The sequence below is a fragment of the Pseudomonas sp. KH_024_B2 genome (assembly GCF_057839965.1).
Map to the genome: position 1 here is coordinate 233866 of NZ_CM174502.1, position 22602 is coordinate 256467.

Sequence of the window (22602 nt, forward strand, 5' to 3'; positions counted from 1 at the left end):
TGGAACTGAAATTACGCGGCGTATTCATCACAGGCAAGCCCACAAGGGCGTGGCTTGCCTGTTAGTGCGTGATGTCAGGCAGGGGCTTTCCAATTCATCATGCGTTGCGACCTGGGTCAGCAGGTAGAGCGCGTGGGTGCCTCAGTGCACGTGTATCAACGAATGTCCTGATAGGCCGAACCATCGAATGTCAGGCTCGCCGCCAAACCGTTGGCCGGTTTGAACTGCGCACCCTTCACAGCAGAGAAGCTGACGCCTTTGCTACCCAAAGAAACGGCACGTTCCCCGTGGTCGAGTTCGGTGAAATAGGTGTACGACTCTTTATGCATCAACGTGTATTTGGCCTCGGCGGCCTTTATCGCGTTGTGATGGTTTTGCAGAACAGCGCTGGACAAGTTGATTTTCTTATCCAGGTTGACACCCCATCGCGTCAGGCACGTTTCCGCAAAGTGACGAACGATTAGACCGGGTTCAAATAATACTTTTGGTCCTTTGATGCCATTGGCCGCGGCATTGCCGACTAATGTTCCATGGCGGCCAGCCATTGGGAATAGATGGGTTTTAGTGGAGCCAAGGGTTTGCGGAATAACGCAGGAAAAACCCCTGGAACGCTCATCCCTTGCGTAGAAGCCAACATACTCTTTTACGTTGGCGCCCAAGGTAACCCGCTCGGCCTGAAAGTTCATTGGACCTGGAACCGGATCAACCGCGAAGATATTGATAGGGACATTTTTAAGTTCGCTGTCCTTGAGCATCATGTTGGCCAGCATATGGCAGCTGATCGCGCCGCGGCTCCAGCCCACCAGATTGACCTGAGTCGGGATGACACCATCCTTGCGAAAGGTCTTGATGATCTGTTCCTGCAGCTTCTGCTGGGTGACGGTTCTGTCACCGTAATTGTACTTTCGCCAGAACCACGAACCTTCCGCAGTGACCTCGTCAATAGGAACACCCGCGGCTTTCAGTCGTTTATATTCGGCTTCCGTCAGCTCCAGCCGCTCCCATGCGCATGTGCCTTTCACGACCTGCATTGCGTGTTTTACGTTTTCTTCCCAGCCCTTGCCAAACAGGCTGCCGGACATTCCGTAGTGCTCCGATTTGAAGAACAGTTCGTCAGCTTGAAGATTACTGCTGCCCGGGCCATCGACCACTAGCCAGTGTGCAAACTCCTTGCCAAGTTCGTGAGCGGCCAGTGTGGAAATGAGTTCACCATTCCAGTAGGCATCATTTGCAGTATCAAACTTGGTGGAGCTAGTGCCGCAAAAATAGATGGTTAATGTAGTCACTTGTAATGCTCTTGTGAAGTTAAGGAGCATGAAAGTTTACGTGGAAAAGTTCGATGGGGAAGTTTGTAAGTGTTGCCGGGTTTGTTCTGGTTGTATGTAAGTTTGGCGCTATAAGTGGAAGTTGGGTTTGTTAAGTCGATTACAGTGTTGGGTTATAAAGTTCAGATCATCTAGCGCGGGAACTTGCCGATACAGCGTTTGAATATCGCCTCCAGCCCCCGGTAGTCGCAGGCTACGGCGTCTATGTTGGCCGGGACCCAATCAGCAATATCGACCAGCCACCAATCGACGGAAAAACCGGCATTGATGATGATGTGCTCGAACAGGATGCGTTGAGCCCGACCGTTGCCATCCCGGAAAGGGTGAATGACGTTGAGATCGCCATAAGCCTCGGCAACCTTGACCACCAGATCGGCTTTGGATGCACCGGTGAACCAGGAGGCTTTTTCCATGGCGCGAAATATCTTTTCGGCCTCAGGGACGATTCGTTCGGCGGTGCAGAACAGGGTGTCGTCCTTCTGGATATTCACTGTTCTCAGCTCACCGGCCCAATCGTAGAGGTCCGAAAATAGCGTTTTATGAATCAGCTGAAAAAAGCTCAGGTCATAGGGCGGCGGGGATAGACGAAGTGTGCAAGCAGCGATTTCGCAGAGTTCTCGTTCCGCTTCCTGAAGGAGGCTTTCGTCGTGAATATTGAGGCGGTTGCGCAGGACACCGCTATCTGGATAGCGATAAGGATCCAGGTTGCCCCCATATTGACCGGGCATCAGCTTGGCTTCTTGAGGTATTTACGCAGTACCGCTTCCCGGGTGGGGGGCGGTTTGTCGGCGTCGGCACCTGTTGTGTCAAAGCCTTCCAGACGCAGACTCGCCAAATAGTTTGACCGGCGGATCTTGTCGTAATGACCCTGCTTTTGCTCAAACGTCAGTTCGCTCATCACATTGGCCTCACCGTGCACGAGGCAATTGTAGTTCAAACGATCAGGGCCGGCAGTTCGCTGCTGCCCGGTAAAGGTTCATCCCTCCAACGAATATGGGGCGAAAACGGCAAATTTTGTGTATGGTTCCCGCCAAAATCTGTAGGACATTTCTCGATGTCCGCTTCTTACACTTAAAGGGAATTAGGTATGCGATTGTTTCGCGTGGCTTCAGTGTTGTCGCTGTGGGCAGCGGCTTTCTCGGTGCAGGCCGAACAACTGCCGATCGAAGTATTGAGTGCGGTGGTCAAGGATCAGAAGATCGCTGATGCCGAGCTGTTGTTGCAGCGCAATGGCGCGCAGAGCGTGGTGGGTCGCACCAATGCTCAAGGCCAGGTCAGCCTGATCACCGAGTTTGCCGATGATGCGAGCAATCTGCTGATCATCAAAAAAACCGGCTACTCCAATCTGGTGGTGAAATGCCCGTGCAAAGGCATGACCTATGCCATCAGCCCGGTGATGGAAAACCTCGACGGTCTGCGTGTCGTGCTGACCTGGGGTGAAACCCCGAATGACCTCGATTCCCACATGATCTTCCCGGGCAACAACATCTACTTCGACAGCCAGCAGGGCACCGACGCCCATCTGGATGTCGACGACACCACCAGTTATGGCCCGGAAACCATCACCCTTGAGAAGAAGCATTACGGCGAAAGCTACGTCTATGCCGTGCATGACTACTCCAATGGCGGTAACCCGAGTTCGCGTGCGTTGTCGAACAGCCAGGCCACGGTGTTCGTGTACATGGGCCAGTCGTTGGTCCGCACTTATTACGTTCCGAAGAACCGCAGCGGTAACTTGTGGACCGTGTTCCGCATGACCGGCAGCGGCGACTTCCAGGACATCAACAACTTCACCGGCGCGACGGTCGATGCGGCGAACGTATTGAACGAAGTATCGCCGCTGCTGAATGACAACGTGGCAGTGACCGCCGTCGCTGTAAGCTCGACCGCACAGTCTGATGCGAAAACCCTGAATCAGAAAGGTGAAGCGTCCTACCACGCTGGCGACCTGTCCCAGGCCATCGACTTCTACCGTCAGGCTATCGAGCTGAACAACGCTTACGGCCAGGCCTACAGCAACCTCGGTCTGGCGTATCAGAAGGCCGGCAACACGGCTGAGTCGATTTGGGCCAACCGCAAGGCCATCGCTCTGGCCAGCGGCAATTCGGCGGCCACTGTGCGCGCCAGTTCCTGCTACAACATTGCCCGTATCTATGAAGCCGCAGGGCAGTTCTCCGATGCATTGCGTCATTACCAGTTGGCCAGGGAACAGAAAGCCAATCCGGTGTATGACAAGGCCATCGAGCGGGTCAAAAACGGCTGATTCTCTTATGCTGAGCTGAACCCACAACGCGCCGAACTCCGGCGCGTTGTGCGTTTATCAGTAGGTCCTACTCAATACCGGCTAAAAGGCCTGCTTGTTTTTCCGGTTGACAGGTAAACCCACTTCTATCTTACAGTGTCCTCAGTCCACGGACTGCGGACAAGCGTGGTGAGGTGGTTTATGAAAGGTCAAGATATTTTGCTTCTCTTCAAGCTCGTCAGCCTGGAGGAGCAGGAGCTGGGGGATGAGAGCAAAAAAATCCGGCTCAATGTTACTCGTCGACTTGATGAGCAGGAGGCTCAAGAGATCAGAGAGAGCGCGGGACATTACATCGACATTGAGCGGACAGTGAAAAGCATTGGTGTTCAACTTTCCGATGCGCTGGACTGGCAAGGTTGGGACGATGACCCCTATGACGAACCCCCGGTTAATACGGAAAGCTATACCGTTCGTGGGTTGGCCGCTGCCCTGGGGTTGGGCAAAAGCGAGATATCCAGCTCCCTCAAGCGCTGTCGGGAGGTGGGATTGGTGATTTCATACCTGGAAGAGAACCTTCCGCGCGTCAACCGACGAGGTTTACTGGATCTGGTGGCGCATGGGTTCAAGTATTTCTTTCCCGCCAGGCCGGGCGCAATGGTGAGAGGTATTCCTACTGCGTTTGCTGCGCCCATCCTTGAGGGCAAGCTAATGAGTGCCGGTGAGCTGATCCCGGTTTGGCCTTCGGCGCAAGGGAAGAGAAAAGGTCAGGCGATCACTCCGATTTACAAGACAGTGCCTCAGGCCGTGAAGTCGGATTATTTGCTGTATCACTATCTGGCGTTGATCGATGCGGTTCGCATCGGAAGTCCGCGAGAAGCTGAGGTCGCGAATTCAATGCTAAGAAAATGGATTCTTCATGAGTAAGAAACAGCAAGAGCTTCTGGAAATGCTGGACGTTGTCGCACATGCTTTGGGTGATGAGTTAAGGCAGCAAGTAGCGTTTGTCGGTGGTTGCACTACGGCGTTGTTGGTGACTGACGAAGTCACGCTGGAAGATCTGCGTTTTACTGATGATGTGGATTTGGTTGTTCACCTCACGGGTTATGCAGGCTGGCCCAGGTTGATGGAGCAACTTCGTCAGCGCGGCTTCATGGAGAGCCCTCAGGATGAGGTGAACTGCCGGATGCGTCTGGGCGATTTAAAAGTTGATTTTATGCCGTCAGATGAATCCATCCTGGGCTATTCCAATATCTGGTTTGATCAAGGTTTTCAGCAGGCACAGTTGCATACCTTGCCGAGCGGTCTTGAAATCAGGGTGTTCTCTCCAGCCTGCTTTTTGGCAACCAAATTCGCAGCCTACGCCGGTAGGGGCCTGGGTGATGTGCTCAACAGCAAAGACATAGAAGACATCGTCAACCTGGTCGATGGCCGCGAAGAACTGATCGCCGAAGTCAGTGAAGCTGCAGCGCCCCTAAAACAGTATCTGGCCGAGCACTTCACAGCTTTACTCCGAAACCGGGATTTCGGTTACGTCCTGCAAAGCGCTACGCGAAATGATGGTGAGCGCGAGCAAATACTTCGTCGTCGTTTTGCCAAGATGTGTGAAGGAAATTAGCCGGGTGCCCAGCCATAGACTGATGACCTTTCAAGGAAGCCGCACCGCCGATAATCGCGATCATGCCGGCTTCGCCAGCCAGGGCGACTTCCATTTGTACGTAATCGCCGACGGCAGCAGCACATCCGCCGAGAGTGGTGAGCTGGCTTATGCACTGGTCAGGTATTTGGAGGCCGGATTCTCTGCGCTGAACGAAGATCTGCTGAGGGCGGGTGGAGCAGACACGATGCTCCTGGAGCTTTTGTCCAGTGCTCGACATGCGTTGGTCAGTCAGTACAAGGTGGCGTGCGTCAGCTATTTGATAGCGGTGTTTGGCCCCGACGTTATCACGGTCATCCATGGTGGAGATTGCTGCTTCGGCCGACACTCGCAAGGGGATTCAATTGAATGGCTGACGGTGCCTCACTGCCAGCCTAACTGGCGTGGCGACCTTGCTCATGCGGACATTGCTCGTGATGTTGGCCGTCACCGGCTGACACGTAGTTTCAGTGGGCGACGTGAACTGGATCCTTGCATCAGTCGATTTGATCTCCAGCCCGGTTCACGCTGGCTGCTGGCCAGTGACGGATTTTGGGCGGATCTGTCCAGGGACAGACAATTGGCCTCTCTGGAAGCAGGAACGATCGAGAATGCGAGCGGTGACGATGACATCACTTGTGTCGAGATTCGGCCTTGAGAACTTGCCTGACTATTCGACCATTTATTCAGGTGCCAGGCGCGAGGCGGCATCGAGGTCCAGCAAGCCTCTCCCATAAGCTTCGCTATTGGCGTAGATGCCGGTGCGGTTGGCGCTGCTGAGCAACAACTCGCGCACTTGCTGCGGGCTGAGTTTAGGGTAACGACTTTGCAGGGCCGCAAGGGCGCCGCTGACCAGTGCGGCAGCAGGCGAGGTGCCGGCGGTTTGCACATAGCTGCCGTCGTTGCCGGTGGTCAGCAGGCCGGCTCCGCCGTCACCGCCTGGCACAGCGATGCACCAGCGCGCCGCCAGACCACAGTAGTTGGACTTGAGATTGATGGCGGTGCCATCACTCTTCAGGGCCATGACCGCAATCCAGCCCTTTTCCAGTTCGGGCACCAAGGCCGGAAGTCCCGGTTCGGCCAAGGGTTCACGCTTGACTTCATTGCCGGTGGAGAACACAAACACCGCACCTTGCTCCACCAGCTTTTTGGCCACTTCGAGTGAGTCACCCATCAACCGTTCATAGATCGCGGTTTCATTGGTGTTGGCTTCTATCGGGTTGGCCCAGGAGTTACTGATGATGTGTGCACCCTTGTCGAATCCGGCCTGCCAGGACCTGGCGATTTCGCTGTCGAAGTAGAAGGGTTCCTTGTCGTCACCGAACCGCATCGGGATTAGTTGAGCGTTGAAGGCCATGCCGTGCATGCCTTGATCGTCCTTGTTCGCGGCGAGGATGCCGGCCATTTGCGTGCCGTGGCCCTTGGGGTCAATGGTGCCGGGCAGGTTGCGCACAAAGTCGTAGCCAGGGTCGGCCAGGCGCCCCTGAAACGCTGGCAGGCTGGCGTTCAAGCCTGAGTCGATCAGGGCAACGTTCACGCCCTGACCTGTGCCGCCGCGGGCGTAAAGCGTCGAGGCCTTGATCACGGCCAAGCCTTTTTGCGCCTGGTACTCGGGTGTTTCAAAGGCTTTTGCGCCTGGCTCTACTGTGGGTTTTTCCGGGACGGTAAGGCATCCGGCCAATAACAGCGGCACGGCCAGCTGGCCGGTGCGCGACAGCACTGAAAACATAAACTGCATGATGCGATCCTTCATGTAGGATCCGCGGGCATCAGGCTTCCTGTTGTGATGAGGGGCCGCGGACGGTGGTTTTTCTACGGGCGAGAGGCGCGGACGGTGTATTGACCTGACATGCCCGGTTTTTTTGCTCACGCCAGGTGAATCGAGGCATGAGCGATGAACCTTATCGGCTGAAGGGGTGGGGCCGTGAGGTAATTAGTTGTGCCGTTTGTATCAACCTGTAGTGTTTTACCACCGACCTTTTCTCGATCCGCTGAGCTTGCCGCGCTAGGCTTCAGGCATCTCAGCGGTCAACGGAGTGACAGCTTATGCACAACACCCTTGAACAGGTCTTCGGTTATCCACAGTTTCGGCCGGGCCAGGAGACGGCGGTCAGTGCGGTGTTGGCCGGGCGGTCGGCGGCGGCGATTTTTCCTACCGGGTCCGGCAAGTCGTTGTGCTATCAGCTGTCGGCCTTGCTGCTGCCGCACCTGACGCTGGTGGTCTCGCCGTTGCTGGCGTTGATGCAGGACCAACTGGGGTTCTTGCAGCGCCATGGCATTGCTGCGGCGAGTATCGATTCGGCGCAGAGCCGCGATGAGGCCAATGAGGTGATGGCGCGAGCGCGCTCCGGCGAGTTGAAGATTTTGATGATCTCCGTGGAGCGCCTGAAGAACGAGCGCTTCCGCAACTTTTTGCAGCAGGTGCCGATCTCGTTGCTGGTGGTGGACGAGGCGCACTGTATCTCGGAGTGGGGGCATAACTTCCGCCCGGACTATTTGAAACTGCCGGCCTATCAGCGCCAGTTCAACATCCCTCAAGCCTTGCTGCTGACCGCTACCGCGACGCCGAAGGTGATCGCCGACATGCAGGCGAAATTCGCCATCGCCCCGGACGATGTGGTGACCACCGGTTTCTATCGGCCCAATCTCAACTTGCTGGTGGAGCCGGTACGCGGGCAGGACAAGCGTCGGCGTTTGGTCGAGTGGCTGGGCCAGCGCGCCGGGCAGCCGAGCATCGTCTACGTCACCTTGCAGAAGACTGCCGAGCAGATTGCTCAGCACTTGAGTCGGCACGGTATCCAGGCCGAGGCTTATCACGCCGGTTTGCCCCATGAGCAGCGCGAAGCGATTCAGCGGCGGTTCATGGGCGGGCAGTCCAATTGCATCGTCGCCACCATCGCCTTCGGCATGGGCATCGACAAGAGCGACATCCGCAACGTGGTGCATTTCGACTTGCCGAAATCCATCGAGAACTACAGCCAGGAAATCGGCCGCGCCGGCCGTGATGGCCAGCCTTCCGACTGTCTGGTGCTGGCCAACCGCGACAGCCTCAATGTGTTGGAAAACTTCGTTTACGGCGACACGCCGGAGCTGGACGGCATTCGTTGTGTGCTGGATGAACTGCAGGCGGCCAGCCCCGATGGGCAATGGGAGTTTCTGCTGGGGCCGCTGGCGGATCAGAGCAACATTCGCCAGTTGCCGCTCAAGACCTTGCTGGTGCAACTGGAACTGCGCGGTTTGATCGCGCCGCGTTATGCTTACTTTGCCGAATACCGCTTCAGGTTTTTGCTCGAGCCCGACGCCTTGCTGGCGCGTTTCGAGGGCGAGCGGCGGGACTTTGTCTCGGCGATTATCCAGACGTCGAGCCGCGCCCGGACCTGGGCCACGGTGAACTTCGATGCGCTGTATCTACAGCATCAGGCCGAGCGAAACCGTGTGGTGAAGGCGCTGGATTATTTCCAGGAGAAGGGCTGGGTCGAACTGGAAAGCAAGCAGATGACCGAGGTCTACAGCCTGCTGATAACGGATTTCGATGCGCAGGCGTTGAGCGCGCAATTGCATGGGTACTTCACACAGCACGAACGCACCGAGATCGCACGGATCCACGCGATGCTGGATTTGTTCGCCACCGAGCATTGCCTCGGTTATCGACTGGCACAGTATTTCGGCGACGAAAACGCGCCGCAGCAGTGCGGGCATTGTTCGGTGTGCCACGATCAGGTCGCTCGCCTGCCAGAACCTCCCGTGTTGCCAGCGCTTGTGGATAAGAACTTCCAGGCACTGTGCGGCGACTTTATCCACAGGCACCAGCAGTACAACGCCAGTTTGCCAGGTGCGGAGCGGCTGACACGGTTTTTGTGCGGAATCAGTGTGCCATTGTTCACCAAACTCAAGGCCCGGGCGATTCCGGGATTTGCGGCGTTGGAGGATTACCCCTACGCCGAGGTGCGGGAGTGGGCTGAGGCGAATCTCTAGACAGATCTCTCAGACGGAAAATCCATCCGCTGAATGCCGCCCATCACACGAATAAATTTCAAAAATACGGCTGGGCTGACTATGGTGGCTGTTGTCTTTGGATCGCCAACAAGAGAGCAAACATGAGCCAGACGCCGTTCGATATTCAGCGCGCCGCCGTGATTGGCGCGGGCACCATGGGCCGGGGCATTGTGATGTGCCTGGCTAACGCCGGGGTGTCGGTGCAATGGGTGGACAACAATGCCCGGATGCTCGAACAGGCGCTGACGACTGTGGCCGAGACCTATGCACACAACGTGCGGCAGGGCCGGATCGATCAGGCCGAGGCCGATGCGCGGATTGCCCGGGTCACGGCGGCGGCCGATTATCCGGCGATCCGCGAGGTGGATCTGGTGATCGAGGCGGTCTACGAAAACCTCGAACTCAAACAGAAAATCTTCCGCGAACTGGACGGCTTGCTCAAGCCTGAGGCGATTCTGGCCAGCAATACGTCTGCGCTGGATATCGACGCCATCGCCGCTGCTACCCGCCGCCCGCAACAGGTGCTGGGCCTGCACTTCTTCAGTCCGGCGCACATTATGAAACTGCTGGAAATCGTCCGTGGCGCGCAAACCGCGCCGACGGTGCTAAAGGCTGCTCTCGATCTGGGCCGGCGCATGGGCAAGGTCAGTGTGGTGGCGGGCAACTGCCATGGCTTTATTGGTAATCGAATGCTCAATGCGTATGTGCTGCAAGCGCGCAAGATGTTGCTCGAAGGCGCTTATCCACAGCAGGTGGATGCAGCACTGCAAGGCTTCGGTTTTGCCATGGGGCCGTTTCGCATGTACGACGTAGTCGGTATTGACCTGGGGTGGCGGGCGCGGCAGTTGGCGGGCGTTGGTCAGGACGAGCCAGAGGTGCAGGTGGAAAACCGCCTGTGCGAACTCGGTCGTTTCGGCCAGAAGAGCGGCAACGGTTATTACCACTACGAGCCGGGCAGCCGTCAGGCCGGACACGATGTGGAAGTCGATGCGCTGGTGCTGCAGGTCAGCGAAGGGCTGGGCTACAAGCGCCGCGAAATAGGGTCTGAGGAAATCCTCGAGCGCTGCCTGCTGGCGCTGGTCAATGAAGGGGCGAAGATCCTTCAGGAAGGCATTGCCGAGTCAGCCCATGACATCGATCTGGTGTACCTCAACGGCTACGGTTTCCCGGCAGATAAAGGCGGGCCGATGGCTTGGGCGGATCAGCAGGGCCTGGCGGATATCCATGGGCGGTTATTGCGGCTCGAGGCTGAGCAAGGTGAATTATGGACGCCGGCGCGGTTGATCGGGGAGTTGTCGGCAGTGGGTAAAGGCTTTGCGGATCGGTAGACTGCGCTGACATCAAAACAGAGACCACTCAATGACCGATCGCATGCCGCAACGCGCTGATTACCGTCACTTCCAGCCGATCATCACCCGGTGGCACGACAACGATGTCTACGGCCATGTGAACAACGTCACTTATTACAGTTTCTTCGACACGGCAGTGAATACTTATCTGATCGAAGTCGGTGGACTGGATATTCATGACGGCGAGGTGGTGGGTTTTGTGGTGAGTTCGGCCTGTGATTACTTCGCTTCCATTGCTTTCCCCGAGCGCATTGAAATCGGCTTGCGGGTGGGCAAACTGGGCAACAGTTCGGTGCAGTACGAATTGGCGGTGTTCAAGGCGGGAGAGGAGGACGTCTGTGCGGCGGGGCGGTTCGTGCATGTGTTTGTGGATCGGGCGTCGAATCAGCCAGTGGCGATTCCTGCCGGTTTGCGCGGGGCCTTGGAGCGGTTGGTGGTGTGAGCCTCAAAAAAAATCGCAACCTGCGGGGCTGCGATTTTTCGATGAACCTGTCCGCGAAGCTTTTCAGGCATCAGTCGTCGTCGTGATAACGGTGCTTGTGCTTGCGATGCCCGTAGGCATGGCCGCGGCCCGGGTGGTCACGGTAGTAGCGGCGATCATCGTGCCCGCGACGGCTGTAACGGCGGTCGTCGTCATCCTCATTGTCGTTGCCCAAATGGTTACCCAGCGCGCCACCCACGCCACCGCCGGCTGCGGAGCCGATCATGCTGCCGGTGGTGCCGCCCAGGGCGCGACCGGCCACGTTGCCGCCCGCGGCACCGAGTGCGCCGCCAATGGCTGCTTCGCCACGGCTGCGTTTGTCGGCACCGACCGCACTACCGCCCGCGCCGCCCAAGGCTGCACCAATGGTAGAACCGGTATTGCCGCCAATCGACTGACCGACGACCGAGCCTAGAACCCCGCCCAATGCGCCGCCCACACCTGCTTGGGTGGTGCCTCCGGCAGAAGCAATGCCACTGACCAGGCCAAGGGACAACAAGAGAATCGAGGAGAACTTCATGGGGGAACCTCAAGGGGATGACGGCGCGATCCTGAGGCTGTGTTGCCATCGTTACAATCGAAATCCGACGAGTAACACGACTTGTACACAATTCTATAAGTTACTGTTTTTTGGGTGGAACTTAAGTGTTTTTCGCCGGTCTTTTGCTACTGGTGACAGGCCGTTTTCGTGGGGAAACGGCCTTTTTTGTGGGCGCAGGAAAGTTATTGGTGGTGGGCGGCAAGTAGATCTCTATTGATCGCTCTGACGCCTTCGCGGGCAAGCCCGCTCCCACAAGGGACAGCGCAATACCTGTGGGAGCGGGCTTGCCCGCGAAGACGGCCTTGCCGACGACGCAAATTCTCCTGCCTTACGCCGACTTCGCCATGATCAACCCATTATCACTCGCCGCTTCCAATCGAATCGCGATGAACTTCGATGTCGGTGTGTGACTGCCATCGCCGGTGCTTTCCAGAGGCACCAGCGGGTTCACTTCCGGGTAATAGGCAGCGGCTTGTCCGGCGGGAATATCGAACGCCAGCAAGGTGAAGCCTTTTACCCGACGCTCGCGACCATCGTCCCAGATCGACACGATGTCAGCCTTCTGCCCGGGTTTGAAGCCCAGACGGATAATGTCGGCTTCGTTGACGAACAACACATCACGTTGTCCCTTCACACCGCGATACCGGTCATCGAGGCCATAAATGGTGGTGTTGTACTGATCGTGGGAGCGCATCGACTGCATGATCAGGTCTGGCAGCACGCCAGTGGCGCGGGTGCGCTCGTGCACCAGATCGACCGGCAGGACGTTCGCGCGGAAGTTGGCGCGGCCTGACGGGGTGTTCCAGCGCCGCTCACCGGCAGAGCTCCCCAGGTAGAAACCGCCCGGGTTCTCGATACGCTGGTTGAAGTCCTTGAAGCCGGGAATGGTGTCGGCGATCAGCTCGCGGATGCGGCTGTAGTCGGCCACCATCCAGTTCCAGTCCACCGGGTGTGTACCCAATGTCGCGGCGGCGATGCCGGCAATGATCGATGGCTCCGAACGCATCTGTCTGGACAGCGGCTGCAACTGGCCGTTGGAGGCGTGGACCATGCTGAACGAGTCTTCCACGGTCACCGCTTGCGGGCCTTCGGTTTGCATGTCGATGTCGGTACGGCCCAGGCACGGCAGAATCAGCGCTGCTTTACCGTGAGCCAGATGGCTGCGGTTGAGCTTGGTGCTGATCTGCACGGTGAGGTCGCAGTTGCTCAGGGCCTGGAAGGTCCGTGTGCTGTCCGGGGTGGCTTGGGCGAAGTTGCCGCCCAGGCCGATAAAGACTTTCGAGCGCCCGTCGAGCATCGCATGAATCGCTTCCACCACGTTGTGACCGTTTTCCCGCGGTACGTTGAACTGGAAGCGCCGCTCCAGCGCATCGAGGAAGAATGCCGCAGGGCGCTCGTTGATGCCCATGGTGCGGTCGCCCTGCACGTTACTGTGGCCACGTACCGGACACAGGCCGGCGCCCGGCCGGCCGACGTTGCCGCGCAGCAGCATCAGGTTGGCGATTTCCTGGATGGTCGCTACCGAATGGCGATGCTGGGTGATGCCCATTGCCCAGCACATGATCACATTTTTGCTCTTGGCGTACATGTGTGCGGCTTGTTCGATATCGGTCAGGGGCAGCCCGGACTGTTCGACGATCTGTTCCCATGGAGTTTTGTCGATGGCGGCCAGGTAATCGAGCACACCAGCGGTGTGTTCGTTGAGGAAGTCGTGGTCAAACACCGCCGGTTCATACGTCAGCTGCGCTTCGCGCTCCCATTGCAGCAGGAATTTGGCCATACCGCGCAGCAACGCCATGTCGCCGCCCAGCGCCGGCCGGAAATAGGCGGTGTTGGTCGGGCGATCACCGTTGGTGAGCATCTCGATAGGGTGTTGCGGGTGTTGGAAGCGCTCCAGTCCGCGCTCTTTGAGCGGATTGACACAGACCACTTGAGCGCCGCGTTTCACTGCTTCGCGCAGCGGTTCGAGCATTCGTGGGTGGTTGGTGCCAGGGTTCTGCCCCAAGACGAAAATCGCATCGGCGTGTTCGAAATCGTCGAAGGTTACTGTGCCTTTACCCACACCGACGCTTTGCTCCAGGGCCACACAGCTGGCTTCGTGGCACATGTTCGAGCAGTCGGGGAAGTTGTTGGTGCCAAACGCGCGCACGAACAGCTGATAAAGGTATGCCGCTTCGTTACTGGCCCGGCCGGAGGTATAGAACTCGGCCTGATCGGGGCTACTGAGGTTCTGCAAGTGTTTGCCGATCAACGCGAAAGCCGCATCCCAGCTGATGGGTGTGTAGCGATCGGTTTCAGCGTCGTAGCTCATCGGTTCGGTCAGGCGACCCTGATACTCGAGCCAGTAATCGCTCTGTTCCAGCAATGAGCTGACGCTGTGTTTGGCGAAGAAGGTGCCGTCGACCCGGCGTTTGGTGGCTTCCCAGTTGACCGCTTTGGCGCCGTTTTCGCAGAACTTGACCATGCCGCTTTCCGGCGAGTCGCCCCAGGCGCAACCCGGGCAGTCAAAGCCGCCGTTCTGGTTGGTCTTGAGCATCATGCGGAGGTTTTTCAGTGCGTTGTCGCTGGTCAACCAGGCTTGAGCGACGCTGATCAGTGCGCCCCAACCGCCGGCCGCGCCTCTGTAGGGCTTGTAACGCGGGGTTGGCTTTTGGTCGGCTTGATGCTGAGGACTCACGCTTGATTCTCCATCGCTGGGCTATAGACCCGCGGCGCACTTTTTTGCGGCAGGTGGATGAGATTGAGGTTGTGCCGGCGCGCCCATTGCAGGGCCAGGCCGGTGGGCGACGACAGACTGACCAAGGTCTGAATGCCGGCGCGCAAGACTTTCTGGATCAATTCCAGGCTGCAACGGCTGGTGACAATGGCCAGGCCGCCAGCAGTGGGGATGTTCTGCCGGATCAGCGCGCCGATCAGTTTGTCGAGGGCGTTGTGCCGACCGATGTCTTCGCGACCCAGTAGCAGTTCGCCCTGGTTGTTCATGAACACTGCCGCATGCACTGCGCCGCTGTGCTGACCCAATGGCTGAAAAGCACTGATGCGCTGACGCAACCCGTCGAGCCACTCGGCCGGCGGCAAGGGCGCGCCGGGCAACACCTGCAGATCAGGCAATGCCTGCTCAACCGCTTCTACCCCGCAGAGCCCGCAACCGCTGGTGCCGGCCAGTTGGCGGCGTTGCTGTTTGAGGTTCCAGAAGGCGCGGCTGGCGATCTGCACTTGCGCGTACTGCGCCGAGCCGGATCCGCTGAGTTGCAGGTCGTAGATGTCGCAGACGTCGGTAATGATGCCGCTGCCCAGGCTAAAGCCGACGATGAAGTCTTCAAGGTCGCTCGGGGTGACCAGCATCACCGCCTGGTTGATGCCATTGTAGGCAATCGCCAATGCAACTTCCTCAGCGAGCGCAGTGCTGGCCGATTCGGTTTGCTCAAGGTTGCAGTAGTGGTAGCTCTGACTGGCGGCGGGCGCGGGCGTTTCAAGGGCAGGCGCCGCGCGGGTCGGGCGCTTGGCGTTCATGAGTATTACCGGCAGTTTCAGGTCGTATTGACTACTGATAAGACTAGGCGCGTCAAAGTGTCGCGTCTAATCGCTTATACCGATCTGCCGATAGATGCCGTCGATCAAGACTCTGTCAGCGATTGTTCATACAGCGCAAAACAGGCCTCGGCCAAGGCTGAACGTGGTGCGCCGCGGCGCATGATCAAGCCCAGGCGGGCGAGGGTCTGGGCGTCTTCAATCGGTTGCAGGCGCAAGTCGTCGGTCAAGGCTTCAAGGCCACCGTCCAGGGGTATCACCGCGCAGCACAGGCCACCGTGTACCGCTTGTAGCAGTTGATGGACGGCGTCGGTTTGCAGCAGCGGTTGCGGGTTGAGGCCGCGGCTATGGAAGTTGTGGTCGATGGACTGGCGAAAGTGCATGCCGCTGGTGAGCATGCCCAGCGGCAACTCGATCAGCGCCTCCCAACTCAAGGGCTTTTCGCCGAAGCTGAAGAAGCGTTGGTCGTAGAGCAGGCCCATGCGGGATTCGCTGAACGCCAGCGAGTCGAAGCGTTCGCTGTCCAGTCGCTCCAGGTACGAAACGCCGAGGTCGAGGCGATTGCTCGCCAGTTGCTCAAGAATCTCCTCGGAACTCAGTGCCGAGAGTTCGAAGCGAAGGCTCGGGTGTTCTTTGTGCAGGCGTTGCATCAGCGCCAGCGGGTCGAAGCTCGACAGCGGCACGACGCCCAGACGCAAGGTCCCGACCAGATTGCCGCGACAAGCCGCGGCCTCGGCTTGCAGACCGTCGTAGGCTGCCAGCACGGTGCGGGCCCAGGCCAGCACACGCTCGCCCGGTGCGGTAAAACTTTCAAAGCGCTGACCGCGGTTGACCAACTGCAACTCGAGCTCTTCTTCGAGGCTGCGCAAGCGCATGGACAAGGTTGGCTGAGTGATGTGACAGCGGGCCGCGGCTTGGCCGAAGTGACGGGTTTCGTCGAGGGCAATGAGGAATTTCAGCTGTTTGATGTCCATCTTCGCTCCAGGGCGCGGTCAGGCTGGGGATTCTAACGCGCTTTGAGTCATTGGTCGGATCGCAACCTCGCTCCTGCGACCAGATCACCGTGACCGGCCCTGTCGCTCCGGCGGCGCGTTTCGTCACCGTGAAAAAAGGCGACACCCTCAGCGCGATTGCCAAGGCTGAATACGGCGACGCCAACAAGTACAACAAAATCTTCGAAGCCAACAAACCCATGCTGTCGCACCCGGACAAAATCTATCCGGGGCAGGTGTTGCGGATTCCTGAATAACTTTCAAAACCGCGTGAAGGCAATCGCGAGCAGGCTCGCTCCCACAGGATCTGCGCTGACCTTGTGGGAGCGAGCCTGCTCGCGATGAGCCGGGGTCGCGCTCGACCGACTCGGTCTAAAGCCCTGCTATCAACTCCCGATAATCCCCCACGGCCGCAAATTCTGCGGTGTCTTTCGGTCCTTTGCGGCTGTCCGGCTGGCTGACTGCCAGTAGATGCGCAACCCCGAAGTCGCGGGCGCTGCGCAGGATCGGCAAGGTGTCGTCGATAAACAGGCTGCGGGCCGGGTCGAAGCCGATGTCGGCTTGCAAGGCATCCCAGAACTGCGGGCTTTCCTTGGCGAAGCCGTAATCGTGGGAACTGATCAGGCGTTCGAAATACGGCGCCAGTTCGATTTTCTCCAGCTTCAATGACAGTGAATCGCGGTGGGCGTTGGTAATCAGCACCACACGCTTGCCGGCCTGCTTGATCGCCTCCAGAAAGGTGTCGGCGCCCGGGCGCAGGGCAATCAGATGAGCGGTTTCCAGTTTCAGTTCGCGCACCGACAGTTTCAGTTCCGCGCTCCAGAAGTCCAGGCAGTACCACTGCAACTGACCGGCATTGCGCTCGAACAACGGTTGCAGCTCAAGCTCGGCCATGGCCCGGCTCACGCCATGCAGTTCGGCGTAACGCTGGGGCAGGTGTTCCATCCAGAAATGGTTGTCGTAGTGCAGGTCCAGCAGCGTGCCGTCCATATCCAGCAGAACGGTATCGATGTCGCGCCAGGGCAATGAGGGCATGGAAAACTTCTCGAACGATAGAAAGATATCCGACACAAACAATCGGGAAAGCCCGGGTATAGTAGCGCGTTCACGCCAAGGAGCTTGTCATGCGCCAGAAACCCACCGTACTCGCCCGCGAGATCGTCGCCACCAGTCGTTTGTTCTGCGTCGAAGAGTTGCAGTTGCGCTTTTCCAATGGCGTCGAACGTACCTATGAGCGATTGGTCAGCAAGGGTGTCGGTTATGGCGCGGTGATGATTGTGGCGATGGTCGATGACGACCATGCGGTATTGATCGAAGAGTATTGCGGCGGCACTGGCGAATACGAATTGTCATTGCCCAAGGGGCTGATCGAGCCCGGCGAAGATGTGTTGGCGGCGGCCGAGCGGGAGCTCAAGGAAGAAGCCGGTTTTGGCGCGCGTCAGCTTGAGCATCTGACCGAGTTGTCGTTGTCGCCCGGTTACATGAGCCAGAAGATTCAGGTGGTGCTGGCGACCGAGCTTTACGAAGAACGACTTGAGGGCGACGAGCCCGAGCCGATGCGCGTGGATCGCGTCAATCTGCGGGAATTGTCTGCTCTGGCGCAGAACCCGCAATTCACCGAAGGCCGTGCCTTGGCGGCGTTGTACCTGGCCCGTGATCTGCTGACCGAGCGTGGGGCATTCCAGCCATGAGCGAGTTTTCCATGAATCTCCCCCATCCGTTATTGGCGCCGGTCATCGAACTGGCACTTCAGGCTGGTGAAGCCATCCTGCCGTTCTGGCGCGCCAACGTAGCGGTTACCGCCAAGCTTGATGACTCGCCGGTGACCGCGGCTGACCTGGCGGCTCATCATCTGATCCTCGCCGGTCTGACGGCGCTGGACCCCAGTATCCCGGTGCTTTCGGAAGAAGACGCGAACATCCCGTTGAGCGTGCGTGCCGGTTGGCAGCGCTGGTGGCTGGTGGACCCGCTGGACGGGACCAAGGAATTCATTTGCGGCAGTGAAGAATTTACCGTCAACATCGCGTTGATCGAACAGGGCCGCGTGGTGTTTGGCGTGGTGTCGATGCCGACCAACGGCCGCTGCTATTTCGGTGGGGCCGGCCTGGGTGCCTGGCGTGCGGACAAAGGCGCTGAGCCTGCGCCGATCCATGTGCGCGAGACTCCGGCCGCGGGGGAGGCGTTCACCGTGGTCGCCAGCCGTCGGCATTCGAGTCCTGAGCAGGAGCGTTTGCTGGCCGGGTTGAGTGACAGCCTGGGTGAGCTGCAATTGGCGAACATCGGCAGTTCGCTGAAGTTCTGCCTGTTGGCGCAAGGGGCTGCGGATTGTTATCCACGCCTGGCGCCGACGTCCCAATGGGACACCGCTGCCGCACAAGGCGTGCTGGAAGGGGCGGGTGGCGAGGTGCTGAATTTGAACGGCGAACCATTCAGTTATCCGGCGCGCGAATCGCTGCTTAATGCATTCTTCCTGGCGTTGCCGGCCAAAGCCGCCTGGCGGGAGAGGTTGTTGGTGTTGGCCCGGTCTTGAAAGTCAGATCCAAAATCCACCCCTCACCCCAGCCCTCCCGGAACGCCCCCGCCCCAAAGGGGCGAGGGAGCAGAATGTGGGTTTCTGAGGATGTTCTGCGACCTGAAAGTACCAGGCTGAATCCACAATCGACTTGGTTTCACAGGTCGCAGCAGCTCGACAGACACCCGAGATCAGTTCCCTCGCCCCTTTGGGGCGGTCCGGCGTTCCGGGAGGGTTAGGGTGAGGGGTGGATCTTGAAGTCAGCGCCCAAACTACCTGTGCAACACATACTGCCCGGTAAACCGCACTGCCTCCTCATCGCTGCCGGCATTGACGATGCGTGAGTGCAGCGTCAGCCGGGCCCGTCCGTAACGCTGGTACATCGCCAGAAACTTTTTCCATACCGCCGCACTCGGCGCATCGCAAATCGCTGTCGCATCGCTGGTGACCGGCAACGGATAGCTGATGTGTCCTTCCTGAATCACGATATGCCCGTCTTCGATGCCTTCTTCACGCAAGCGCAAATGCAGCCAGCCCCAACCGGCCAGCACCGCGCCGCAGTACAGGCTGCCGCCGAACATGGTGCTTTTGTGATTGACGTTGGCTTCCAGCGGCAAGTGCAGGCGCAGTTGTCGGGTCTGCCAGTCGAGCACTTTGAGGCCCATGTCCCGCGTGAGGGGGATGTCGCTATGGAGGATTGATTCCAGGTGACGACTGTCGCGGTTCATGCACGGACCTCTTGTTTCAGGATGCTATTCAAAGATTAGTCGGCATGGCTCAATCGAGTTCGTCGGCGCTGCTGTGGGTGCCGCCGTCGGCGAAGCTCAGGCCGTGTTTGCGCAGTTTGTCATGCAGGGTTTTACGCGGAATGCCCAAGGCTTCGGCGAGGCTGCGCAGCGAGCTGTGGGAGCGTGCGAGCTCGGCGGCGATCAAGGTTTTCTCGAAGCTCTCCACTTGCTCGCTCAGGCCGCCGCTGATGTCTGCGGTAATCGGTGCGCCGCTGCCGTCCGGGGCGCTGTTGTCCAGGGCCAGTTCCAGGCCGAGGGCGAAGCGTTCAGCGGCGTTCTGCAGTTCGCGCACATTGCCCGGCCAGTTATGGCGCAGCAACAATGCCCGTTGCTTCGGTTGCAGTTCGTGGGGCGGCAGGCCGTGGCGGGCGCTGGCTTCGTCGGCGTAGTACTGGAACAGCATCAACACGTCTTCGCCGCGTTCGCGCAGCGGTGGGATGCGCAATGGTGCGACGTTCAGGCGGTAATACAAGTCGGCGCGAAAACGCCCCTGATCCGCCGCTTGGCGCAAGTCTTCCTTGGTCGCGGCGATGATGCGGATATCCAGCGGGATCAGCTGATTGCCGCCCAAACGCTCGACTACCCGTTCTTGCAGCAAGCGCAGCATTTTGACCTGCACATCCAGGCTCATGCTTTCGATTTCATCGAGGAACAGCGTGCCGCCGTTGGCGAATTCGAACTTGCCGATGCGGCGCTTTTGCGCGCCGGTGAAAGCGCCCGGTTCGTGGCCGAACAGTTCGCTCTCGACCACCGATTCCGCCAGGGCGCCGGCATTGATCGCGACAAATGGCCCGCTGCGACGGTTCGACAGATCGTGCAGCGCACGGGCCACCACCTCCTTGCCGGCACCGGTCTCGCCGAGGATCAACACATCGGCTTTGGTCGCTGCCAGAGCGCCGATCTGCTCGCGCAAACGCAGCATCGGCGCCGACTGTCCTACCAGCCGCGTGCTGAGCTCATTGCGGTCGCTCAGGGCCAGGCGCAGGCTGCGGTTGTCCAGCACCAGCCGGCGCAAGGCCAGGGCGCGACGTACGCTGTCGAGCAGGGCGTCGCTGGCAAAGGGTTTTTCCAGGAAGTCATAGGCCCCGGCGCGCATCGCCTGCACCGCCAGCGGCACGTCACCGTGACCGGTGATCAGCAGCACCGGCAGCTCCGGGTCTTGCTCGTGCAGTTCGGTCAACAGTTCGAGGCCATCCATGCCGGGCATACGAATGTCGCTGACCACCACGCCCGACCAGTCACGTTCAAGACGCCCGACCAGGCCCTTGGCCTCAGCCAGCGGCAGGACTTTCAGCCCGGCGAGGTCGAGGGTCTGGCTCAGGGCCTGGCGCAAATGTGGATCGTCGTCGATCAACACCACCTGGATGCGGTTGTCGATTGCGTTGCTCATGCACTACGGTCCTCGGAGGGTTGCAGGTTGACTCCCGGCGCACCGGCGCGCAGTCGCAGGGTTAGCAAGGCGCCGCCATCGCGGTGGTTGGCGAATGACAGTTCACCGCCAAAGGCGCGCATCAGGGTGTCGCAGATCGCCAGTCCCAGCCCGAGCCCTTGGGTGCGGGTCTTGGTGGTGTAGAAAGGCTCGCTGGCGCGGCCGAGGGCTTCCATGCAAAACCCCGGGCCATTGTCGCGAATGTACAGGTTGACGCCCTCGGCGGTGGATTCGGCACTCAGCCAGAGTTTGCGCGGTGGGCCCTTTTCGGTCAGCGCATCGAGGGCATTGGCCAGCAGGTTGCCGAGCACCTGGCGCAGGCGGGTTTCTCCGGCCTCGACCCACAGGGTGGCGGCCGGCAGGTCGCGGATCAATTCCACTTCCATGGCGCGCCTGCGTTTGGCCAGCAAGGCCAGTGCATCGTCCAGCGCCGGTTGCAGGGCGACGCTTTCCGGCGCATGCCGATCGCGACGGGCGAAGGCCCGCAAGTGGGCGATGATCGAGGCCATGCGTTCGGTCAGCTCGCTGATCAGTTTCAGGTTGCCGCGGGCGTCCTCGGTGCGATCGTGATCGAGCAGCACTTCGGCGTTTTCCGCGTAGCTGCGAATCGCCGCCAGCGGTTGATTGAGTTCGTGGCTGATGCTTGCCGACATGGTGCCCAGCGCCGATAGCTTGCCGGCCTGCACCAGATCATCCTGTGCGTGGACCAGCTCCTGCTGGGCATGTTCGCGCTCCAGCACTTCCTGTTTGAGGCGACGGTTGAGGCCTTCGAGGTCGCTGGTACGTTCGGCGACGCGTATCTCCAGCTCGTGACGGCCCTTGGCTTCGAAGGCGATGCGGGCCAGGTAATGACGCCGCCGCTGCATCATCAGGCCGAGCAGCAGCATCAACACCAACAGCGTCGCGCCGCCGATCGCCACCACGGTGCGCACCGGGCGGTCAATCAGGGTGCGCGGGGCGAGGATGCTGACGCTCCAGCCGGTTTCCTCGATTTGCCGGGTCTGGGTCAACCAGGCGTCAGAAATGAGCTCCAGTGGCTGCGGATCGCGGGTCGGGTACGGCTGGACCGCGGTAATCGCCTTGCGCTCTTCGTCGGTCAGCGGGCGGGTCGCGCGAAAGCGCCATTCCGGCCGCGAGGTGAGGATCACCACGCCGTTGTGGTCGGTCACCAGCAGTTGTTCCGGGGTTTTGCCCCACAGGCTTTCAGTGTGGTCGAGGTCGACCTTGGTCACCAGTACGCCAATGATTTGCTCGCCATCGCGCACGGCGGCGGCAAAGAAATAACCGCGTTTGCCTGAAGTTGTTCCCAGGCCGAAGAAGCGCCCCAGGCGCCCGGCCATGGCTTCGATGAAATACGGCCGGAAAGAGAAATTACGCCCGACAAAACTGTCTTTTTTGTCCCAGTTGGACGCCGCCAGGGTTTTGCCGGTGGGGTCCATCAGGTACATGACTTCGGCACCGGTCTGGACGCAGATGTCTTTGAGCAGTTGGTTGGCATGATTTTGAGTGACGCTCTGGTCCGGCGCGGCAAGCGTGGCACGCAGGGCCGGCAAATCACCAAGGATCTGCGGCAGCACTTCGTAGCGATGCAGCGTGCCCAGCAGGTTGGCGACGTACAGATCGAGGGTCTGACGGTTCTGCCCCGCCAGTTCGCTGCGGTAGTAACGCTCGGCCAGGTGCTCCAGCGGCCACAGCAACGGCGCCAGGCACAAGGCGAGCAGCGCCAGACTGCGCCAACGGGGTCTGCGGGGAAGGGTTGGAGTCATGGTTGTCGAGCGCCTGT

General features: G+C 59.3%; 21 protein-coding genes and 1 pseudogene. 10 read left to right on the plus strand and 12 right to left on the minus strand.

Translation table 11 applies throughout. From position 1 onward, the window contains the following. Positions 1-155: 155 nt before the first annotated feature. The 3 genes from AC3I0A_RS01130 to AC3I0A_RS01140 all read right to left on the minus strand — a co-directional run bounded on the left by AC3I0A_RS01130 (position 156) and on the right by AC3I0A_RS01140 (position 2223). The gene (locus AC3I0A_RS01130) at positions 156-1286 is read right to left on the minus strand and encodes a hypothetical protein (protein WP_489375808.1); all 1131 of its coding nucleotides are present in this window, start codon (positions 1284-1286) and stop codon (positions 156-158) included. Positions 1287-1456: 170 nt separating this feature from the next. Then, the gene (locus tag AC3I0A_RS01135) at positions 1457-2053 is read right to left on the minus strand and encodes a Fic/DOC family protein (RefSeq protein ID WP_489375809.1); all 597 of its coding nucleotides are present in this window, start codon (positions 2051-2053) and stop codon (positions 1457-1459) included. After that, the gene (locus tag AC3I0A_RS01140; protein ID WP_489375810.1) at positions 2053-2223 is read right to left on the minus strand and encodes a YhfG family protein; all 171 of its coding nucleotides are present in this window, start codon (positions 2221-2223) and stop codon (positions 2053-2055) included. The genes AC3I0A_RS01135 and AC3I0A_RS01140 overlap by 1 nt, the downstream gene beginning before the upstream one ends. 189 nt (positions 2224-2412) lie before the next feature. Here AC3I0A_RS01140 and AC3I0A_RS01145 point away from each other — a divergent pair, with 189 nt between their 5' ends. The 4 genes from AC3I0A_RS01145 to AC3I0A_RS01160 all read left to right on the plus strand — a co-directional run bounded on the left by AC3I0A_RS01145 (position 2413) and on the right by AC3I0A_RS01160 (position 5858). Continuing rightward, a complete protein-coding gene (locus AC3I0A_RS01145; RefSeq protein WP_489375811.1) occupies positions 2413-3588 on the plus strand; it encodes a tetratricopeptide repeat protein in 1176 nt (391 codons plus the stop codon). A gap of 180 nt (positions 3589-3768) precedes the next feature. Continuing rightward, positions 3769-4491: a hypothetical protein gene (locus AC3I0A_RS01150; RefSeq protein WP_489375812.1), complete on the plus strand. Its 723-nt coding sequence runs from the start codon at positions 3769-3771 to the stop codon at positions 4489-4491. Beyond that, positions 4484-5182 (plus strand): hypothetical protein, encoded by a 699-nt coding sequence (locus AC3I0A_RS01155; RefSeq protein ID WP_489375813.1) that lies wholly within the window; start codon positions 4484-4486, stop codon positions 5180-5182. Before AC3I0A_RS01150 ends, AC3I0A_RS01155 begins: the two co-directional genes overlap by 8 nt. After that, positions 5121-5858: a PP2C family protein-serine/threonine phosphatase gene (locus AC3I0A_RS01160; RefSeq protein WP_489375814.1), complete on the plus strand. Its 738-nt coding sequence runs from the start codon at positions 5121-5123 to the stop codon at positions 5856-5858. The genes AC3I0A_RS01155 and AC3I0A_RS01160 overlap by 62 nt, the downstream gene beginning before the upstream one ends. A gap of 24 nt (positions 5859-5882) precedes the next feature. On the opposite strand, the gene AC3I0A_RS01165 is transcribed toward AC3I0A_RS01160, so the two are convergent. Further along, entirely contained in the window at positions 5883-6938 is a 1056-nt protein-coding gene (locus AC3I0A_RS01165) for a S8 family peptidase (RefSeq protein WP_489375815.1), read from the minus strand. A 308-nt stretch (positions 6939-7246) separates the two neighbouring features. Between AC3I0A_RS01165 and AC3I0A_RS01170 the strand changes: the two genes are divergently transcribed. From AC3I0A_RS01170 to AC3I0A_RS01180, 3 genes are all read left to right on the plus strand, one after another. Further along, positions 7247-9175: a RecQ family ATP-dependent DNA helicase gene (locus AC3I0A_RS01170; RefSeq protein WP_489375816.1), complete on the plus strand. Its 1929-nt coding sequence runs from the start codon at positions 7247-7249 to the stop codon at positions 9173-9175. Between the two features lie 122 nt (positions 9176-9297). Continuing rightward, on the plus strand, positions 9298-10524 hold the full coding sequence (locus AC3I0A_RS01175; RefSeq protein ID WP_489375817.1) for a 3-hydroxyacyl-CoA dehydrogenase: 1227 nt from the start codon (positions 9298-9300) through the stop codon (positions 10522-10524). Positions 10525-10555: 31 nt separating this feature from the next. Continuing rightward, positions 10556-10987, plus strand: coding sequence for an acyl-CoA thioesterase (locus AC3I0A_RS01180; protein WP_489375818.1), 432 nt, complete (start codon positions 10556-10558; stop codon positions 10985-10987). Between the two features lie 70 nt (positions 10988-11057). Here AC3I0A_RS01180 and AC3I0A_RS01185 read toward each other — a convergent pair whose 3' ends face one another. From AC3I0A_RS01185 to AC3I0A_RS01200, 4 genes are all read right to left on the minus strand, one after another. Continuing rightward, entirely contained in the window at positions 11058-11546 is a 489-nt protein-coding gene (locus AC3I0A_RS01185) for a hypothetical protein (protein WP_489375819.1), read from the minus strand. Positions 11547-11895: 349 nt separating this feature from the next. Then, entirely contained in the window at positions 11896-14244 is a 2349-nt protein-coding gene (locus AC3I0A_RS01190) for an FdhF/YdeP family oxidoreductase (protein ID WP_489375820.1), read from the minus strand. Continuing rightward, positions 14241-15080 (minus strand): formate dehydrogenase accessory sulfurtransferase FdhD, encoded by an 840-nt coding sequence (gene fdhD, locus AC3I0A_RS01195; RefSeq protein WP_489375821.1) that lies wholly within the window; start codon positions 15078-15080, stop codon positions 14241-14243. The genes AC3I0A_RS01190 and fdhD overlap by 4 nt, the downstream gene beginning before the upstream one ends. Before the next feature lie 104 nt (positions 15081-15184). Beyond that, positions 15185-16072: a LysR family transcriptional regulator gene (locus AC3I0A_RS01200; protein WP_489375822.1), complete on the minus strand. Its 888-nt coding sequence runs from the start codon at positions 16070-16072 to the stop codon at positions 15185-15187. Between the two features lie 77 nt (positions 16073-16149). Here AC3I0A_RS01200 and AC3I0A_RS01205 point away from each other — a divergent pair. After that, positions 16150-16347 (plus strand): annotated as a pseudogene (locus tag AC3I0A_RS01205) (LysM peptidoglycan-binding domain-containing protein); the annotation flags it as partial. A 115-nt stretch (positions 16348-16462) separates the two neighbouring features. Here the strand turns inward: AC3I0A_RS01205 and yrfG are convergent. Continuing rightward, positions 16463-17125, minus strand: coding sequence for a GMP/IMP nucleotidase (gene yrfG, locus AC3I0A_RS01210; protein WP_489375823.1), 663 nt, complete (start codon positions 17123-17125; stop codon positions 16463-16465). 89 nt (positions 17126-17214) lie between these two features. On the opposite strand from yrfG, the gene nudE reads away from it, so the two are divergent. Both nudE and cysQ read left to right on the plus strand, forming a co-directional pair. Then, the gene (nudE, locus tag AC3I0A_RS01215) at positions 17215-17781 is read left to right on the plus strand and encodes an ADP compounds hydrolase NudE (RefSeq protein WP_489375824.1); all 567 of its coding nucleotides are present in this window, start codon (positions 17215-17217) and stop codon (positions 17779-17781) included. Positions 17782-17792: 11 nt separating this feature from the next. After that, entirely contained in the window at positions 17793-18620 is an 828-nt protein-coding gene (gene cysQ / locus AC3I0A_RS01220) for a 3'(2'),5'-bisphosphate nucleotidase CysQ (protein ID WP_489375825.1), read from the plus strand. A 254-nt stretch (positions 18621-18874) separates the two neighbouring features. Here the strand turns inward: cysQ and AC3I0A_RS01225 are convergent, their stop codons facing one another. Genes AC3I0A_RS01225 through AC3I0A_RS01235 form a run of 3 tightly spaced genes read right to left on the minus strand, consistent with a single transcriptional unit; the run spans position 18875 to position 22585 of the window. Continuing rightward, positions 18875-19330 carry a thioesterase domain-containing protein gene (locus AC3I0A_RS01225; protein WP_489375826.1) on the minus strand — a complete coding sequence of 152 codons (456 nt, stop codon included), beginning with the start codon at positions 19328-19330 and terminating at the stop codon, positions 18875-18877. Positions 19331-19379: 49 nt separating this feature from the next. Then, positions 19380-20780, minus strand: coding sequence for a sigma-54-dependent transcriptional regulator (locus AC3I0A_RS01230; RefSeq protein ID WP_489375827.1), 1401 nt, complete (start codon positions 20778-20780; stop codon positions 19380-19382). After that, entirely contained in the window at positions 20777-22585 is a 1809-nt protein-coding gene (locus tag AC3I0A_RS01235; RefSeq protein WP_489375828.1) for a sensor histidine kinase, read from the minus strand. Before AC3I0A_RS01235 ends, AC3I0A_RS01230 begins: the two co-directional genes overlap by 4 nt. Positions 22586-22602 lie beyond the last annotated feature (17 nt).

Excerpts from the sequence above, each read along its gene's own strand:
- AC3I0A_RS01155 (WP_489375813.1), top strand. The coding sequence starts at position 4,484 with ATGAGTAAGAAACAGCAAGAGCTTCTGGAAATGCTGGACGTTGTCGCA.
- nudE (WP_489375824.1), top strand. The coding sequence starts at position 17,215 with ATGCGCCAGAAACCCACCGTACTCGCCCGCGAGATCGTCGCCACCAGT.
- AC3I0A_RS01175 (WP_489375817.1), top strand. The coding sequence starts at position 9,298 with ATGAGCCAGACGCCGTTCGATATTCAGCGCGCCGCCGTGATTGGCGCG.
- AC3I0A_RS01160 (WP_489375814.1), top strand. The coding sequence starts at position 5,121 with ATGATGGTGAGCGCGAGCAAATACTTCGTCGTCGTTTTGCCAAGATGT.
- AC3I0A_RS01180 (WP_489375818.1), top strand. The coding sequence starts at position 10,556 with ATGACCGATCGCATGCCGCAACGCGCTGATTACCGTCACTTCCAGCCG.
- AC3I0A_RS01200 (WP_489375822.1), bottom strand. The coding sequence starts at position 16,072 with ATGGACATCAAACAGCTGAAATTCCTCATTGCCCTCGACGAAACCCGT.
- AC3I0A_RS01135 (WP_489375809.1), bottom strand. The coding sequence starts at position 2,053 with ATGCCCGGTCAATATGGGGGCAACCTGGATCCTTATCGCTATCCAGAT.
- fdhD (WP_489375821.1), bottom strand. The coding sequence starts at position 15,080 with ATGAACGCCAAGCGCCCGACCCGCGCGGCGCCTGCCCTTGAAACGCCC.
- yrfG (WP_489375823.1), bottom strand. The coding sequence starts at position 17,125 with ATGCCCTCATTGCCCTGGCGCGACATCGATACCGTTCTGCTGGATATG.
- AC3I0A_RS01235 (WP_489375828.1), bottom strand. The coding sequence starts at position 22,585 with ATGACTCCAACCCTTCCCCGCAGACCCCGTTGGCGCAGTCTGGCGCTG.
- AC3I0A_RS01150 (WP_489375812.1), top strand. The coding sequence starts at position 3,769 with ATGAAAGGTCAAGATATTTTGCTTCTCTTCAAGCTCGTCAGCCTGGAG.
- AC3I0A_RS01170 (WP_489375816.1), top strand. The coding sequence starts at position 7,247 with ATGCACAACACCCTTGAACAGGTCTTCGGTTATCCACAGTTTCGGCCG.
- AC3I0A_RS01145 (WP_489375811.1), top strand. The coding sequence starts at position 2,413 with ATGCGATTGTTTCGCGTGGCTTCAGTGTTGTCGCTGTGGGCAGCGGCT.
- cysQ (WP_489375825.1), top strand. The coding sequence starts at position 17,793 with ATGAATCTCCCCCATCCGTTATTGGCGCCGGTCATCGAACTGGCACTT.
- AC3I0A_RS01230 (WP_489375827.1), bottom strand. The coding sequence starts at position 20,780 with ATGAGCAACGCAATCGACAACCGCATCCAGGTGGTGTTGATCGACGAC.
- AC3I0A_RS01225 (WP_489375826.1), bottom strand. The coding sequence starts at position 19,330 with ATGAACCGCGACAGTCGTCACCTGGAATCAATCCTCCATAGCGACATC.
- AC3I0A_RS01185 (WP_489375819.1), bottom strand. The coding sequence starts at position 11,546 with ATGAAGTTCTCCTCGATTCTCTTGTTGTCCCTTGGCCTGGTCAGTGGC.
- AC3I0A_RS01165 (WP_489375815.1), bottom strand. The coding sequence starts at position 6,938 with ATGCAGTTTATGTTTTCAGTGCTGTCGCGCACCGGCCAGCTGGCCGTG.
- AC3I0A_RS01140 (WP_489375810.1), bottom strand. The coding sequence starts at position 2,223 with ATGAGCGAACTGACGTTTGAGCAAAAGCAGGGTCATTACGACAAGATC.